The organism is Thiocystis violacea (assembly GCF_016583575.1).
In the GTDB taxonomy this organism is placed as follows: domain Bacteria; phylum Pseudomonadota; class Gammaproteobacteria; order Chromatiales; family Chromatiaceae; genus Thiocystis; species Thiocystis violacea.
Genome location: NZ_NRRG01000082.1, coordinates 2501 through 17351, shown reverse-complemented (window position 1 = coordinate 17351; position 14851 = coordinate 2501). Strand labels below are relative to the sequence as shown.

Here is a 14851-nt window from a genome sequence, read left to right as displayed (position 1 = left end):
TATCCTTTTGTCTGTCGCCCGCAGCTTCTCGCCCAACCGCCCTTCCGTGGACCGATTCGTCCCCGCCCGGGCGCTATTCGCGTCGCTGAAATGAATTCCGGCATCGCTATTTGCCAAGAGGACGTTGCCGCGTCATTCAGATCACGGATTCAGGTTAAAAACAGAGCTTTAAAAATCCTGTCAATCCTGCGAAATCCTGTTAATCCTGTCTATGAATGGTCGGATCGCGGGTAAAACGTTTCCCGGAAATCACCTAACCTCTTCCGTGCCGTATCGCCCGGCTTGGCCGGACGTGGATTGAAACATGCACGCGGTTTCCAGCGCTCGTCTGACTTCGGCCAAGTGTGCTCGAATTGTTCCCGAGCGATCGCATGGCGCCCGGATCTCGGGTAGGATCCGGCGGTCGGTCCATGAGAGTCCCAGTCAACCCCCGAGGTGGATGACCTTGGCAAAAAAATCGAAAAAGATCTACCAGTTGAAGATCGGCCTGGTTGGGGCGAAACCTCCGATTTGGCGACGACTGCTCATCCTCGACGCGACGCCCTTGCCGGTTGTTCATCGAGCGATCCAGGTCGCGATGGGTTGGACGGATTCACACCTGCATCAGTTCATGATGGGCGGGGAGTACTTCGGTATCCCCGACCCGGAATTCGGCTTCGAGGAGATCCTGGACGAAAATCGCTACCAGCTCGCCCAGCTTCTGCGGGCCGAAAAGGATTCCATGATCTACGAATACGATTTCGGGGATGGCTGGCGGCACAAGATCACGCTCGAAAAGGTTCTGCCCTTGGATCCTGACGCCGTCCTGCCGCGCTGTCTCAAGGGCAAGGGCGCCTGTCCACCCGAGGACGTGGGTGGGATCTGGGGCTATTACGGATTTCTTGAGGCGCTCGCCGACAAGAATCATCCGGAGCATGAGAATTATCTGGAATGGATCGGCGGCGACTTCGACCCGGACAGCTTCGATATCGATCAAGTCAATGCCCTGCTCTTCGAATATTGTCGATGAGATCGCATCACCCTCCGGGATTCGGAGCGATTTTCCTCAAACACCTCATGAGGCCAGGACCATGACCCAAGACAACTCCAATAGCTCCGAATCCGTGCCATCCACGGATATCGTCTTTCCCAACGGCATTCCCGGTTTCGAGGATCTGAAGCGCTATCGGCTGGAACACTCGGACACCGAGTCCGGGCGTGTCTACCGCATGCATTCCGAGGATGAACCAGGCATTGCGTTCACCCTGGTGGATCCGAGGTTCTACGCATTGAATTACGTGCTGGAACTGAGCGACGAGGAGCAGTCGCTACTCCAGGCGGAGGGTCCGGAGGAGATCATCGTGCTCCTGATGCTGTGGAAGAACGAGGATCCGGAGCCGGAGGCCAAGCCCGGTCTGCATGCGAACATCGACGGCCCCATCCTGATCAACGTCGCGAAGTGCCTGGGATTGCAGAAGATCATCACAAGCCCTCGACTGGCGCTCAGTATCTCGAATTAGCGAGCGAATCGATCGCTCCGGCGGCGGCAAGCTCCCGCGATCACGGGCGATGGGATTCAGGCGGGGAATCGGCCGGAGCAGGCCGAGGTCCGAGGCGCTCAGGCGCCCTGGATCTCGGACTGGATCTCCTGTGACCAGGCGAAGGCCTCCAGGAAATAGGTCGACAGGGTCTCGGTATCCAGTCCCGGCGGAGGCGATACCGATGTGTTTTCGCTCGACTCGAACCGTATCGCGTTCGCCAGCACCCGACCGAGCACGCCCTCGTGCTTGAGGATCGCGTGCTTGACGGTCTCGTCGAGCGGCAAATACTGGAGCGCTTCCGGCAGGGGAACGCCCAGGAGTTCGTCGAGGTTGGAGAAGAGCCCCACCGTGAAGAGCGCGTCCTTTTCCCTCGGAAGATTCCGCTCGCCGACGATCTGACAGAAGCGGGCGAAGGTCAGCGAACGGGTGAAGCTGTACGGATGTTGCGAGTCCAGATTCCCCAAGGCGATCAGCGCGGCCCACTGCCGGATGGTCCGCAGCCCGACCAGCGAGATTGCCTGCATCAGGGTGTGAATGGAGCGCCCCTGGGAGATCGCGGCGCTGCCGAGGAAACGCAGCAGACGATAGCTCAGGGTCACGTCTTGGCTGATGAGCCGCTCGACGTCCTTGAGACCGATGGAGTCATCCTGCAACTGGGCCAGCAACCTGAGCACCTGAAGCCGATTCGCCGGGGGGCGCTTGCCGGCGATCACGCGCGGTTTCGCCAGGTAATAGCCCTGGAAGAGATCGAATCCCAGATTGAGACACTGGACGAACTGGATCCGGTTCTCGATCTTTTCAGCCAGGAGCTTCGGACGATAGCGCGAAGGCAGCGAGGCGAGCTTGGCCTCGATCGCGCTCTCGTCGTCGCCCAGGACATCGAACTTGACGATGTGACAGAGCTTGAGCAGGGGATCCCACTCGGACCCGTAGATGAAATCGTCCAGGGCCAGCTTGAACCCCTTGGCGACCAGACGCTCGATCGCCACGACCAGCGCCGGCGTGACCCGGACATGCTCCAGCACCTCCAGCACCACCCGATCCGGCGGCAGGGTCTGGATGAGGTCGCTGGAAAGCAGACCCTCCGTGAGGTTCAGGAAGAGTTGCTTGTCCCGGCCCAGGCGCTCGACGCCGATGTCCGAGAAGGCGTTGATGATGACCTGCGAGGTCGCCGCGTCGCCGTCGAGCCCGCTAGCCTCGAACCCACCGGATGCACCGCGAAACAGAAGCTCGTAGGCCACGACCTGCCGCTCGCGATCGAAGATCGGCTGAACGCCGAGGAAGGTATCCGTCATGATGCATCCGTTGATTTGGTTCGAAATGGCCGAGACCATGGAGCGCCTTTCGCGGTTGCCTCGAATCGGAAACGCGGCCGCGGTCCCTTCATCCCGCGGGCAAGTGACGCGGCTAAGGCGTGAATCAGTATAAAGTATGAGTCAGATCATGGTTTATCGAGCGCCCTCGGGCCACCCATGCCCAAGCGCCGGACCAAAGTCGCGGAGCGATCGGCGGCCGGCTTTGACTTCGGGTCATAATGAATGACCAGCCAGATGTCATGACGGGGATCCCGCCGCTCGTGTCCTTCATCACGCCACGCCCGACTCCAGCGCCCCCGTCCGATCGCGCCAGTCGAGCCGATCGATTTCGGCTTTACGAGCTTGCGGTTCAGAACCCATCCGCGGAGGTCGATTTCGTCGATCGCACCTTCCGCATGTTGCGTTGCCGCGGCGCTCGGCTGTTGAGAGAGGACTTTTGCGGCACGGGCGCGGTCTGTGGCGAATGGGTGCGGCGACGCAAGACGAACCGCGCCTGGGGACTGGATCTGGACGCCGAGGTACTGGACTGGGGACGTCGCCACAACATCCAGACCTTGACCGAGGCTCAGCGGGCGCGGGTGGAACTGATCCAGACCGACGTGCTGGCCGCCGCGACACCCGCGCCCGAGATCGTGCTGGCGATGAACTTCAGTTACTGGCTGTTGCGTACCCGCGGCGCGATGCTCCGGTATTTCCAGAGGGTTCATGCGCTCCTGCCCGATGACGGGGTCTTCTTCCTGGACGCCTACGGCGGCTATGACGCCTTTCGCGTCATGACCGAGGAGCGGCGGATCAGCGACCCCGAGGCCGGCGACTTCACCTATGTCTGGGATCAGGCTCTGTACGACCCGATCACGGGTCGCCTGGTCTGTCACATCCATTTCCGCTTCGACGACGGATCCAGCCTTGAGCGCGCCTTCAGCTACGACTGGCGACTCTGGACCCTGCCCGAGATCCGCGAGCTGTTGCGGGAGGCCGGTTTCTCCAGGATTCTGGTCTACTGGCAGGGTTGGGACGAGAACGATCAGCCGGACGGGCATTTCGTCCCGGTCGAGAGCGGCGAACCGGACGCGGGCTGGATTGCCTATCTGACGGCGGAAAAATAACGCCCGCCACCCGAGATCCAGGGGAAACCCGAACACCTCTGGGGCCGGCCTTCATCCGTGGGCATAGGGAAGGCGACCATGGAGCCGGGTCAGCTCGCGCAAACGGGACGCGGCGCCCTCGTCCAGCATCTCTTCGCGATACCGCCATAACCAGTTGCCCTCGGCCGTGCCGGGGCGGTTCATGCAAGCCTCCGCCCCCAGACCGAGCACGTCCTGCATCGGGAAGACCGCCAGCGACGCGACCGAGGCGAGCGCGGCCCGGATGAAGTCCCAATTCACCTCCCGGCCATCACTGTTGAGATAGGTCAGGGCGTGGCGGCGCATGGCCTCGTCACGCCCCTCCCACCAGCCGAGCAGGGTGTTGTTGTCATGGGTTCCGGTGTAGACCGCCAGGCGCTCGCGGTGGTTGTGCGGCAGAAAGGCGGAGCGTCCGAATCCGTCCGCCAGATCCTCGAAGCCGAATTGCAGGACCGCCATGCCGGGCAGTTCCAGCGCGTCCCGCAACGCCTCGACGTCCTCGGTGATGACACCCAGATCCTCGGCGATCAGGGGAAGATCCTCGCCGAGGGCCGCGCGCAAGGCGCGGAACAGATCCATGCCGGGACCTGGAACCCAGTGTCCGTTGATCGCCGTTGCCTCGCTGGCCGGGATCTCCCAATAGGCCGCGAAGCCTCGGAAATGGTCGATCCGCACCAGATCCACCATCTCCAGCACGCGGCGCAGCCGTTCCACCCAGAAGCTGTAACCATCATCCGCGAGGGCCGACCAACGGTAGAGCGGATTGCCCCAGCGCTGGCCGGTGTCGCTGAAATAATCCGGTGGCACACCCGCGATCACCCTGGGATGGCCATGCTCGTCGAGATCGAACCACTCGGGGTGGGTCCAGACCTCGCTCGAATCATGGGCCACGAAGATCGGCATGTCCCCAATCAGACGCACCCCGCGACTACCCGCGTAGGCGCGCAGATCGAACCACTGACGGTAGAAGAGGTATTGGATGAAGCGCTGCAAATCGATCTCGGAGCGATAGCGCTCGGACCATTCCGCCAGGGCGCCTGGGTCGCGTTGGGCCAGTTCCGGCTCCCAGTCGGTCCAGGGACGCAGATCGTGATGCGTCTTGAGCGCGTGGTAGAGGGCATAATCGTCCAGCCAGAACCGATGCGTCTCGCAGTAATGCGCGTAATGGGCACGGTCGGCGTCATCGGCATGGGCCTCGAAGCCGGCCATGGCGCGCGCCAGGAGCGCGGTCTTCCAGGGCTCGACGGCACCGAAATCGACCCGATCCGCCGAGAAGGGCGGCGGCTCCAGATCGCTCTCGCGCAACCACCCGGCCTCCAACAGCCGCTCGGGGCTGATCAGGAGCGGATTCGCCGCGAAGGACGAGGTGCACTGATAGGGCGACTCCCGATAGCCGGTCGGACCCAGCGGCAGCATCTGCCACAGCCCCTGCCCCGCGGACGCGAGGAAATCGACGAAACGACGCGCGCTGGGGCCGAGGTCTCCAATGCCGAATGGACCCGGCAAGGAGGTCGGATGAAGCAGGATGCCGCTGGTGCGGTGCATGAATGAAGACCTCCGGAACGGGCTGGCGTGGAAAGACCGGGAGTCTACCCAAAGCACCGCCGAAAAACTTGGGGAAATGCATGAACGCGAGCCGGCAGGAGCGAATCCTTGCCGTCGCCTGGCGTCGATGGATGCTCCGGACGCGATCCCGTGCCATCGGCGCGCCGCTAACCCGAACGAACCGGACGAATCCACGAGTATACTCGGCACCGGGCTTTCAAGGTTTCGATCTCAATGAAGACCAGGCATGACATGAAGCCACCCAATGATCCAGCATCGAATCAGGCTGTTCGCGAAAAAGCCCGGCGCATCCTCCGGGAACGGACGTTCGAGAACATCATTGGCGAGATCCAACGCGGCGACATCGGACTCGCCGAATTGCTTGAGGAACTGCACCTTTACCATGCCGCGCTCCAGTTCCAGCAAGAGGCGCTGCGCGACAGTCAGGCCATGAACGAGCTGGCGCTGGCGCGCTTCGCACGGCTCTATCGCGACCTGCCCCTTCCGGCCTTGTTGATTTCCTGGCAGGGCGTCCTCAAGGAGCACAATCGCGCGGCGGGCGAGACGCTAGCGATGGATTGCAAGCTGTTCACCCATCTGGCCAACCCCCTACAGTCCAGGGTGCTGGAGCAGGCGCTGGAGACGGCGCGTTCCAGAGGGCGGGCCGAATGCCGCGAAGTCGCGCTGAGAAGCGTCCGTTACGACACCCTGATCGTGGATCTGGTGCTCATCCTGCTGCCTGGCGGAGAGCGGGAAGAATCGGAGTTCGTCTGCACCCTCGTCGACCAAACCGACCGCATCGCGCAACGCGACGCCCTGCGCTCGACGGCCGAGGTCGTGGACGCCAGCACGACGGTCGCCGTGCGCTGGCAAGCCAAACCGGGCCTGCCCTTGGTGTATGCCTCGGAAAACGTGCGCCGCTGGGGGTATCCGCCCCAGACTTTTCTCGCCGGCTACATGCATCTGGTCGACCTGGTGCACCCCGACGACCGGACCGATCTGGAGGCATCCTTCGCCCGTGAAATCGCCAACCGGCACAACCATTTTACTCTGACCTTTCGTATCCGCTGGGCGGATGGCTCCGTCCACTGGGTGGAGCTGGACACTAGTATCCAGGCACGCGCCGATGGCGCCGATGCCTGCTACCAGGGCTTGATCACGGACGTGACCGAGCGTGAGCAAGCGCAAGCGGCGCTGCGGCAACAGCTCCGTTTTCAGGAGCTGGCCGCCGAGATCTCGTCACTGTTCGTGAATAGCCAGCGCGAGGATCTTGATCGGATGCTCGATCGGGCGCTCGCGCGGATCGGCCAATTCCTCGGTGTCGACCGTGCCTATCTCCATCAGTATCGCACCAACGATCAGGAACTCGCGCCAACCCATGACTGGCACGCGGACAGCCGCCCCGCCGGTCACGACGGCTGGCCCCTCGCCACCACGTCCGATCTCGCGGCCTTGTGGGAGCGGCTCGACGCGGACGGCCTGCTCCAGATCCCGGATGTCCTGGTGTCGCCACGGGAGAACCGCTTCACGCCAACCGAGCCGGGGCGTCCAGCCTTCCGCGCTCGTCTGCTTCTGCCACTCAGCAGCGAAGGGCAGCGGCTCGGGGTTTTCGGGTTCGACACTCGGCTCAAAGCGCGCCATTGGGACACCGAGGAGATCCGCTTGCTGCGCGTGCTCGGGGAGGCCATGGCCAGCGTGCTCGTCCGTCAACGCGCCGAGCGCGAGCTTCAGGCGAGCGAAAGGCGCTATCGCCGTGTCGCGTCGATCATGAGTGATGTGGCCTATTGCTGTCTCGAATCCACCGAGGGCGACTACGAGATCGACTGGATCACCGACTCCATCGAGGTCTTGACCGGTCACCGGCTCCAGGATGTGCTCGCGCAACGCGGCTGGCGCTTCCTGGTCATTCCCGAGGATCAGGAGACCTTGAGCGCGCAAGTCATGGCACTGACGCCCGGCAAGACATCGACTTGCGAGTTGAGGATCCGCCACAAGGATGGCTCGCTGCGCTGGATCCGCTCCACGACGGAGTGCCTGCTGGACGCCGCGAACTCCGGGCGCAAGTGTCTCTACGGCGGATTGGTCGATATCACCGAGCAGAAGGCGCGGGGCGCGGAGTTGCAGCGACTGGCCCTGGTGGTCGAGCAAAGCCCGAGTATCGTCCTGGTGAGCGATCCGACTGGCCGAATCGAATACGTCAACCAGCGTTTCCGCGAGGTCACGGGATATGACATCGAGGAGGTGCGCGGACAGTCGGTCGAGATCCTCAAGACCGAAGCCACGCCCATGCACACCTGGCGGGACGTCCGGCGCACCCTCATGCGGGGGCAGGCTTGGCGCGGTGAATTCCAGCACCGCAAGAAGTCCGGCGAAATCTATTGGGAGCAGGCCCTGATCACGCCCTTGCGTAACACGCAGGGGGACATCTCGCACTTCGTCGAGTTGGGCGAGGATGTGAGCGACAAAAAGGCGCTCTCCGAGCGGCTGACCCACCTCATCCACTACGATCCGCTCACCGGCCTGCCCAACCGCGCCTTGATGCGCGAGCGTATCGACCGTGCGCTGGCCAGCGCGAGGCGCGGCGGTCACGGCTTGGCGCTGCTATCGATCGACATCGACAAACTCAAGTTCATCAACGATTCGTTGGGTCACGCGGCGGGCGATCAGCTCCTGCGGGAGGTCGCGCGACGGCTGCAAACCCTGCTGGCCAAGGAAGACACGCTCGCGCGCTTTGGCGGCGACAACTTCGTGCTGTTGGTCGGGCATCTGGATCAGGTCCAGGACTCGGTCGAACTGGCCGAACGGATCCGCGCCCTGCTTGACCAGCCCGTTGTCCTCGGCAAGGACACCGCGCGCATCACCGCCTGCGCGGGCATCGCGCTCTATCCGGAGGATGCCCAGGTCGGAGAGGAACTGATCAGCCATGCGGACGCGGCACTCCACAAGGCGCAAGCCGATGGACGGCGCCTGTATCGCTTCTATACCCCGGCCCTCAACAAGCAGCTTCTGGAACAGTTTCAGCTCGAACAGGCGCTGCGACATGGGCTGGACCACGACCAATTGCGGCTCCATTATCAACCGAGGGTGGATATTCGAACGGGCGCGATCCTCAGCCTGGAAGCCCTGATCCGCTGGGAACATCCGCAGTGGGGCCTGGTGGAGCCAGACCGCTTCATCCCGCTCGCGGAAGCGACCGGGCTGATTCTGGAACTGGGGCCAATCGTGCTACGCGAGGCCTGTCGTCAGATCCAGGAATGGAGTGCCGCCGGGGTTCCCCTGGTGCCGATCGCCGTCAATCTGTCGGCCAGGGAGCTTTATCAGGACGAGTTGTCCGAGCGTATTCGAGAAATCCTGGAAAAGGCGGGTGTGGTGCCGTCTCAACTCGAGTTCGAGATCACCGAAAGCGCCACCCTGCACTCGATCGACCAAGCCATCGTCATCCTCTCCACCCTGCGCGACCAGGGCTTCGCGCTCTCGATCGACGATTTCGGCACTGGCTATGCCTCGCTGAGCTATCTCAACCGTCTCCCCATGCAAACGATCAAAATCGATCGCTCCTTTTTGGAGAAGGTTGACAGCCGACTCGACGGCGAGCCGCAGGGGGCCGCGATCATCAAGGCGATCATCGGCCTGGGATCGAATCTGGGGCTTCACATCATCGCGGAAGGCGTCGAGACCGCGCATCAACGCGGTTTCCTGATCGAGCACGGCTGTCACGTCGCGCAGGGCTTCCTATTCTGCCACCCGCTTCCGGCCAGCCAGATCGAACCCTTGCTGAGATCGGGACAGGTCGCCACGACGCTTCATTGAAAACCGAAGAGAAAGGTCGTTTCACTGACTCGGACAGGGACAATGTGGAGCACACCTCGCACCGAACCCAGCCATGAGGAACAAAAATATGGATACCGGAACCGCCAAGGTCATCGAAGTCGTCGTGATCGCCGCTCTCGTCCTGGGCTTCTATTTTCAGCAGCAAGCGGGGCTCAAGCGCGCGCGGACCGATGAGGACCGACGAGATCCCGAACTGGCCGGCAAAACCAAGAACGATGACAGGATCCCGGCGGTAAACGACGACGGATGATCGGAAATCGCACCAATTGTCGCAACCAGAGGCACGACACCATGAAGAACCTGACCACGGCGTTCCTACTTCTGTTCGCCATCTCACTTCCAGTTCAGGCGCTCGAAGCCTATCGGCAAGAGGAGATACTCGAGAAGGTCTCGACCTTCTTCGGCAAGGGCGCGGAAAACCTGGGCCTGGTTGTTCAAAAGGCGTTCAGGGATCATGGCGAACCTAACGGCTACATCGCCGGGGAGGAAGTCGCCGCGACGCTCGCCCTCGGACTGCGCTACGGTCGGGGTGTGCTCAGCACCAAGGACAGTCAGGACCGATCGCTGTTCTGGCAGGGCCCCTCGATCGGATTGGATCTCGGGGTGAATGTCTCCAAGGTCTTCATCCTCATTTACCGTCTACCGAACGAAGAAGCACTCTTCCAGCGGTATCCGGGGGTCGAGGGGAGCCTTTATTTCATTGGCGGCGTTGGCGTCAATTATCTGCAATCGGGTGATGTCGTGGTGGCCCCCATCCGCGTCGGCGCGGGCTGGCGGCAGGGCATCAGTGCCGGCTACATGGATTTCACGGAACGGGCGCACATCAACCCGTTCTGAGGCTCCGTTGGCTGGCGCCTCAAGCCGGACGGGATCGAGACCGCCGATGGCGAGGCCCCGGCAATCCCGATCGCGCCCCTGGCGAGCGACTATCGGCGATCGTATCTCGAATCATCGTCGTAGCCCGGTCTCTCCTGGGGCGGCGGGCCGCGCCGATCATCCCGACGATAGGCTACTTCATGATTATTGGACAGTTCCTGGATACGCCGCCCCGCCCGATCCAGCCGCTTATCGATCATCCGGCGAGCCTCATGCGGCGGGTAGCCCTCGTGACGCAAATCGTCAATGAACCGGCGCAGTTCGCGCTGGTCACGCTTGAGGCTCTTGGCCTCTCCGCGCGTCAACTCTCCGGAATCGATCCCGCGCTGGATGGCCGTTTGCTGGCGATCCAGCCTATCCTCGATATTGGGGCCACCGCGTTGAGCATGCACGGGCAAGGCCACCATCAGCCCCGCCACAACCAAGATCAACACACTGGTTCGACGTTTCATCCTGCTGTCTCCTGTTAACATTTTGCTTCAAACACGGGGCCAGATTACATCCAGAACCCTGAACGAACCCTGAACCCCTGTACCGCCCCGCGCGACGAGCGCGGATCCGGTTTCGCGAGACGGCAAGTATCATCAAACGCGGCAGGTTCGGCCAGCCACCTCTTTGGAAGCGACGCGATGAGCCCTGAAGACATCGAGAGTTTGACCGCCCGCATCGGGCGCGCCCATCTGCGCCAACGCCTGGGACTGGAGAAAGATCACGAGGTCTTCGTGCTGAATCGTCCGGGCGCGCACTTTTTCTATCCGGAGAACTGGTATTCGGTTCACGGCTTCATCCGGCACGCCCTGCGCCTCGGCGGCCTCTACGCGCGCGCCCAACGCAACGCCAGCCACCTCCAGGTTCGCCACAATCGAATCGCTTTGCGCGGCCTACCCCCCGCCTTCGACGGGTTTCGGATTTTGCATCTGAGCGATCTGCATCTCGACATGGCACCGCGCAACACCCAGGCCCTATGCGAGCTTGCGCGGACACTCGACTACGACATTTGTGTGCTGACAGGCGACTATCGCGCCAAGACCTTCGGCCCTTACGCGGCCATGCTGACAGCCATGCGCGAGGTGCGAAGCCATCTCAAGACCAGCATTCATGCCGTGCTCGGTAATCACGACAGCCTGGCGTTCGTGCCCGAGTTCGAGGCCATGGGGATCAAATGTCTATTGAACGAGTCCGAGCCGATCGAACGGAACGGTCAGCGACTGCATCTCGCCGGCATCGACGATGCCCACTACTACCAAGTCCACAACATCGCCAAGGCCGCCGCCAACATCCCCGAAAACGCGGTCTCGATCCTGCTCTCGCACACCCCGGAAATCTATCGGCACGCGGCCCATTGCGGGTTCGATCTCATGCTGTGCGGACACACCCACGGCGGACAGATCTGTCTTCCAGGCGGCATCCCGCTCACCTGGGATGCCCGCTGCCCCCGACGGATGGCCGCTGGTTCCTGGCGCTATCAGAATATGATCGGCTATACCTCGGTCGGGGCCGGCACCTCCGTCGTCAACGCCCGTCTCAACTGCTTACCGGAAATCACAATACACATATTGCGTCGGGAGTGAACGCGACGGCTCTCGGTATAGGCCACGCATTGGTCTGACGTGGATAAATTAAGCAGACAAGTAAAACCCCCATCTCCTTTCGGACATAGGGGTTTTGGGGGATAAGGCCCTGGCGGTGACCTACTTTCGCATGGGGAGGCCCCACACTAGCATCGGCGAGACACCGTTTCACGTCTGAGTTCGGGATGGGATCAGGTGGTTCCAGTGTTCCATGGCCGCCAGGGAACGGGTGGGCGATCGGGGTATCCGATCGCTGCAATTCGGTGAGATCGTTGGGCTCCAACGTACTTGGGTGTTATATGGTCAAGCCGCACGGTCAATTAGTACGGGTTAGCTTCATCCATTACTGGACTTCCACACCCCGCCTATCCACGTCGTAGTCTTCAACGGACCTTCAGAGGAATCAAGTTCCTGGGGAGACCTCATCTTGGGAGGGGCTTCCCGCTTAGATGCTTTCAGCGGTTATCCCGTCCGAACATAGCTACCCGGCAATGCGTCTGGCGACACAACCGGAACACCAGGGGTTCGTCCACTCCGGTCCTCTCGTACTAGGAGCAGCTTCCCTCAAGTCTCCAACGCCCACGGCAGATAGGGACCGAACTGTCTCACGACGTTCTAAACCCAGCTCGCGTACCACTTTAAATGGCGAACAGCCATACCCTTGGGACCGACTTCAGCCCCAGGATGTGATGAGCCGACATCGAGGTGCCAAACACCGCCGTCGATATGAACTCTTGGGCGGTATCAGCCTGTTATCCCCGGAGTACCTTTTATCCGTTGAGCGATGGCCCTTCCATACAGAACCACCGGATCACTAAGACCTACTTTCGTACCTGCTCGACCTGTCCGTCTCGCAGTCAAGCACCCTTATGCCTTTGCACTCATCGCGCGATTTCCGACCGCGCTGAGGGTACCTTCGTGCTCCTCCGTTACTCTTTGGGAGGAGACCGCCCCAGTCAAACTACCCACCATGCACTGTCCCTACCCCGGATCACGGGGCGAGGTTAGAACGTCAAACAGACCAGGGTGGTATTTCAAGGTTGGCTCCACCCGAACTGGCGTCCAGGGTTCACAGCCTCCCACCTATCCTACACAAGTCGGTTCAACGTCCAGTGCAAAGCTATAGTAAAGGTTCACGGGGTCTTTCCGTCTAGCCGCGGGTACTCGGCATCTTAACCGAGATTTCAATTTCACTGAGTCTCGGGTGGAGACAGTGCCGCCATCGTTACGCCATTCGTGCAGGTCGGAACTTACCCGACAAGGAATTTCGCTACCTTAGGACCGTTATAGTTACGGCCGCCGTTTACCGGGGCTTCGATCAAGAGCTTCTCCGAAGATAACCCCATCAATTAACCTTCCGGCACCGGGCAGGCGTCACACCCTATACGTCCGCTTGCGCGTTTGCAGAGTGCTGTGTTTTTAATAAACAGTCGCAGCGGCCTGGTCACTGCAACCCTCCTCGGCTCCATGGGCTAGCCACTTCACCTACCGAGGGCGCACCTTCTCCCGAAGTTACGGTGCCATTTTGCCTAGTTCCTTCACCCGAGTTCTCTCAAGCGCCTTGGGATTCTCACCCTGCCCACCTGTGTCGGTTTGGGGTACGGTCACGTTACACCTGAAGCTTAGAGGCTTTTCTTGGAAGCTTGGCATCAATTACTTCATGTCCGTGGACACTCGTCATCAGGTCTCGGAATTGACCCTCCGGATTTGCCTGGAGGATCTCCCTACACCCTTGAACCGGGACAACCAACGCCCGGCTAACCTAGCCTTCTCCGTCCCCCCATCGCAGTGTAACCTGGTGCCGGAATCTTAACCGGCTTCCCATCGACTACGCCTTTCGGCCTCGCCTTAGGGGCCGACTCACCCTGCGCCGATGAACGTTGCGCAGGAAACCTTGGGCTTTCGGCGAGGGGGACTCTCACCCCCTTTGTCGTTACTTATGTCAGCATTCGCACTTCCGATACCTCCAGCATGCCTTACAGCACACCTTCAACGGCCTACGGAACGCTCCCCTACCATGCGATTACTCGCATCCGCAGCTTCGGTACATGGCTTGAGCCCCGTTACATCTTCCGCGCAGGCCGACTCGACCAGTGAGCTATTACGCTTTCTTTAAAGGATGGCTGCTTCTAAGCCAACCTCCTGGCTGTCTGGGCCTTCCCACATCGTTTCCCACTGAGCCATGATTTAGGGACCTTAGCTGGCGGTCTGGGTTGTTGCCCTTTTGACGACGGACGTTAGCACCCGCCGTCTGTCTCCCGTGGTCGCACTTGCCGGTATTCGGAGTTTGCATCGGTTTGGTAAGCCGGGATGGCCCCCTAGCCGAAACAGTGCTCTACCCCCAGCAGTGAACCCACGAGGCGCTACCTAAATAGCTTTCGGGGAGAACCAGCTATCTCCGAGCTTGATTAGCCTTTCACTCCGACCCACAGCTCATCCGAATCTTTTTCAACAGATCCCGGTTCGGGCCTCCAGTGAGTGTTACCCCACCTTCACCCTGGCCATGGGTAGATCGCCCGGTTTCGGGTCTACTCCCAGCGACTATCGGTTCCGAAGAACCACGCCCATTTAAGACTCGCTTTCGCTACGCCTCCCCTATTCGGTTAAGCTTGCCACTGAGAAGTAAGTCGCTGACCCATTATACAAAAGGTACGCCGTCACCCCTTCCAGGGCTCCGACTGCTTGTACGCACACGGTTTCAGGTTCTATTTCACTCCCCTTATCGGGGTTCTTTTCGCCTTTCCCTCACGGTACTGGTTCACTATCGGTCGGTCGGGAGTATTTAGCCTTGGAGGATGGTCCCCCCATCTTCAGACAGGATATCTCGTGTCCCGCCCTACTCGTTTTCACGCTGAGTTAGTTTTCGTGTACGGGGCTTTCACCCTGTCTCGCGCGACTTTCCAGACGCTTCCACTAACACATTCAACGCTTAAGGGCTGTTCCCCGTTCGCTCGCCGCTACTGAGGGAATCTCGGTTGATTTCTGTTCCTCCGGGTACTGAGATGTTTCAGTTCCCCAGGTTCGCCTCGCACACCTATGGATTCAGTGTGCGATACCTGGCCGAAACC

General features: G+C 61.1%; 11 protein-coding genes and 2 rRNA genes (1 of these 13 only partly in view). 9 read left to right on the top strand and 4 right to left on the bottom strand.

Going from position 1 to position 14851, the window contains the following annotated elements:
- The 3 genes from CKO27_RS24270 to fliW form a co-directional block, all read left to right on the top strand.
- Positions 1-234: hypothetical protein (locus CKO27_RS24270; protein WP_207281045.1), on the top strand; the 234-nt coding region annotated here is incomplete at its 5' end.
- 205 nt (positions 235-439) lie between these two features.
- Positions 440-1009, top strand: a complete 570-nt coding sequence (locus CKO27_RS22225; RefSeq protein WP_242471075.1) for a plasmid pRiA4b ORF-3 family protein — start codon at positions 440-442, stop codon at positions 1007-1009.
- A 61-nt stretch (positions 1010-1070) separates the two neighbouring features.
- Positions 1071-1499, top strand: a complete 429-nt coding sequence (gene fliW / locus CKO27_RS22220; protein WP_200377108.1) for a flagellar assembly protein FliW — start codon at positions 1071-1073, stop codon at positions 1497-1499.
- Positions 1500-1597: 98 nt separating this feature from the next.
- Here the strand turns inward: fliW and CKO27_RS22215 are convergent, their stop codons facing one another.
- Positions 1598-2815 carry an EAL and HDOD domain-containing protein gene (locus tag CKO27_RS22215; RefSeq protein WP_200377107.1) on the bottom strand — a complete coding sequence of 406 codons (1218 nt, stop codon included), beginning with the start codon at positions 2813-2815 and terminating at the stop codon, positions 1598-1600.
- A 239-nt stretch (positions 2816-3054) separates the two neighbouring features.
- Between CKO27_RS22215 and CKO27_RS22210 the strand changes: the two genes are divergently transcribed.
- Positions 3055-3942, top strand: coding sequence for a class I SAM-dependent methyltransferase (locus CKO27_RS22210; protein ID WP_242471074.1), 888 nt, complete (start codon positions 3055-3057; stop codon positions 3940-3942).
- Between the two features lie 51 nt (positions 3943-3993).
- On the opposite strand, the gene malQ is transcribed toward CKO27_RS22210, so the two are convergent.
- Positions 3994-5505, bottom strand: a complete 1512-nt coding sequence (malQ, locus tag CKO27_RS22205) for a 4-alpha-glucanotransferase (RefSeq protein WP_200377106.1) — start codon at positions 5503-5505, stop codon at positions 3994-3996.
- Positions 5506-5757: 252 nt separating this feature from the next.
- On the opposite strand from malQ, the gene CKO27_RS22200 reads away from it, so the two are divergent.
- The 5 genes from CKO27_RS22200 to CKO27_RS22180 all read left to right on the top strand — a co-directional run bounded on the left by CKO27_RS22200 (position 5758) and on the right by CKO27_RS22180 (position 11783).
- The gene (locus CKO27_RS22200; protein WP_200377105.1) at positions 5758-9315 is read left to right on the top strand and encodes a bifunctional diguanylate cyclase/phosphodiesterase; all 3558 of its coding nucleotides are present in this window, start codon (positions 5758-5760) and stop codon (positions 9313-9315) included.
- 73 nt (positions 9316-9388) lie between these two features.
- A complete protein-coding gene (locus tag CKO27_RS22195) occupies positions 9389-9586 on the top strand; it encodes a hypothetical protein (protein WP_200377104.1) in 198 nt (65 codons plus the stop codon).
- Between the two features lie 41 nt (positions 9587-9627).
- On the top strand, positions 9628-10173 hold the full coding sequence (locus CKO27_RS22190; protein ID WP_200377103.1) for a DUF1134 domain-containing protein: 546 nt from the start codon (positions 9628-9630) through the stop codon (positions 10171-10173).
- A 179-nt stretch (positions 10174-10352) separates the two neighbouring features.
- Positions 10353-10682 carry a hypothetical protein gene (locus CKO27_RS22185; protein WP_200377102.1) on the top strand — a complete coding sequence of 110 codons (330 nt, stop codon included), beginning with the start codon at positions 10353-10355 and terminating at the stop codon, positions 10680-10682.
- A gap of 159 nt (positions 10683-10841) precedes the next feature.
- Positions 10842-11783: a metallophosphoesterase gene (locus CKO27_RS22180; protein ID WP_200377101.1), complete on the top strand. Its 942-nt coding sequence runs from the start codon at positions 10842-10844 to the stop codon at positions 11781-11783.
- 107 nt (positions 11784-11890) lie between these two features.
- Here CKO27_RS22180 and rrf read toward each other — a convergent pair.
- Together rrf and CKO27_RS22170 are read right to left on the bottom strand one after the other, a co-directional pair.
- Positions 11891-12006, bottom strand: a 5S ribosomal RNA gene (gene rrf, locus CKO27_RS22175).
- Between the two features lie 76 nt (positions 12007-12082).
- Positions 12083-14851 (bottom strand): 23S ribosomal RNA (locus CKO27_RS22170); it runs 134 nt beyond the window's last position.

Bases quoted from the DNA above. Each gene is read 5' to 3' on its own strand.
- CKO27_RS22215 (WP_200377107.1), bottom strand. From the start codon at position 2,815: ATGACGGATACCTTCCTCGGCGTTCAGCCGATCTTCGATCGCGAGCGG.
- CKO27_RS22200 (WP_200377105.1), top strand. From the start codon at position 5,758: ATGAAGCCACCCAATGATCCAGCATCGAATCAGGCTGTTCGCGAAAAA.
- fliW (WP_200377108.1), top strand. From the start codon at position 1,071: ATGACCCAAGACAACTCCAATAGCTCCGAATCCGTGCCATCCACGGAT.
- CKO27_RS22210 (WP_242471074.1), top strand. From the start codon at position 3,055: ATGAATGACCAGCCAGATGTCATGACGGGGATCCCGCCGCTCGTGTCC.
- CKO27_RS22195 (WP_200377104.1), top strand. From the start codon at position 9,389: ATGAGGAACAAAAATATGGATACCGGAACCGCCAAGGTCATCGAAGTC.
- CKO27_RS22225 (WP_242471075.1), top strand. From the start codon at position 440: ATGACCTTGGCAAAAAAATCGAAAAAGATCTACCAGTTGAAGATCGGC.
- malQ (WP_200377106.1), bottom strand. From the start codon at position 5,505: ATGCACCGCACCAGCGGCATCCTGCTTCATCCGACCTCCTTGCCGGGT.
- CKO27_RS22185 (WP_200377102.1), top strand. From the start codon at position 10,353: ATGATTATTGGACAGTTCCTGGATACGCCGCCCCGCCCGATCCAGCCG.
- CKO27_RS22190 (WP_200377103.1), top strand. From the start codon at position 9,628: ATGAAGAACCTGACCACGGCGTTCCTACTTCTGTTCGCCATCTCACTT.
- CKO27_RS22180 (WP_200377101.1), top strand. From the start codon at position 10,842: ATGAGCCCTGAAGACATCGAGAGTTTGACCGCCCGCATCGGGCGCGCC.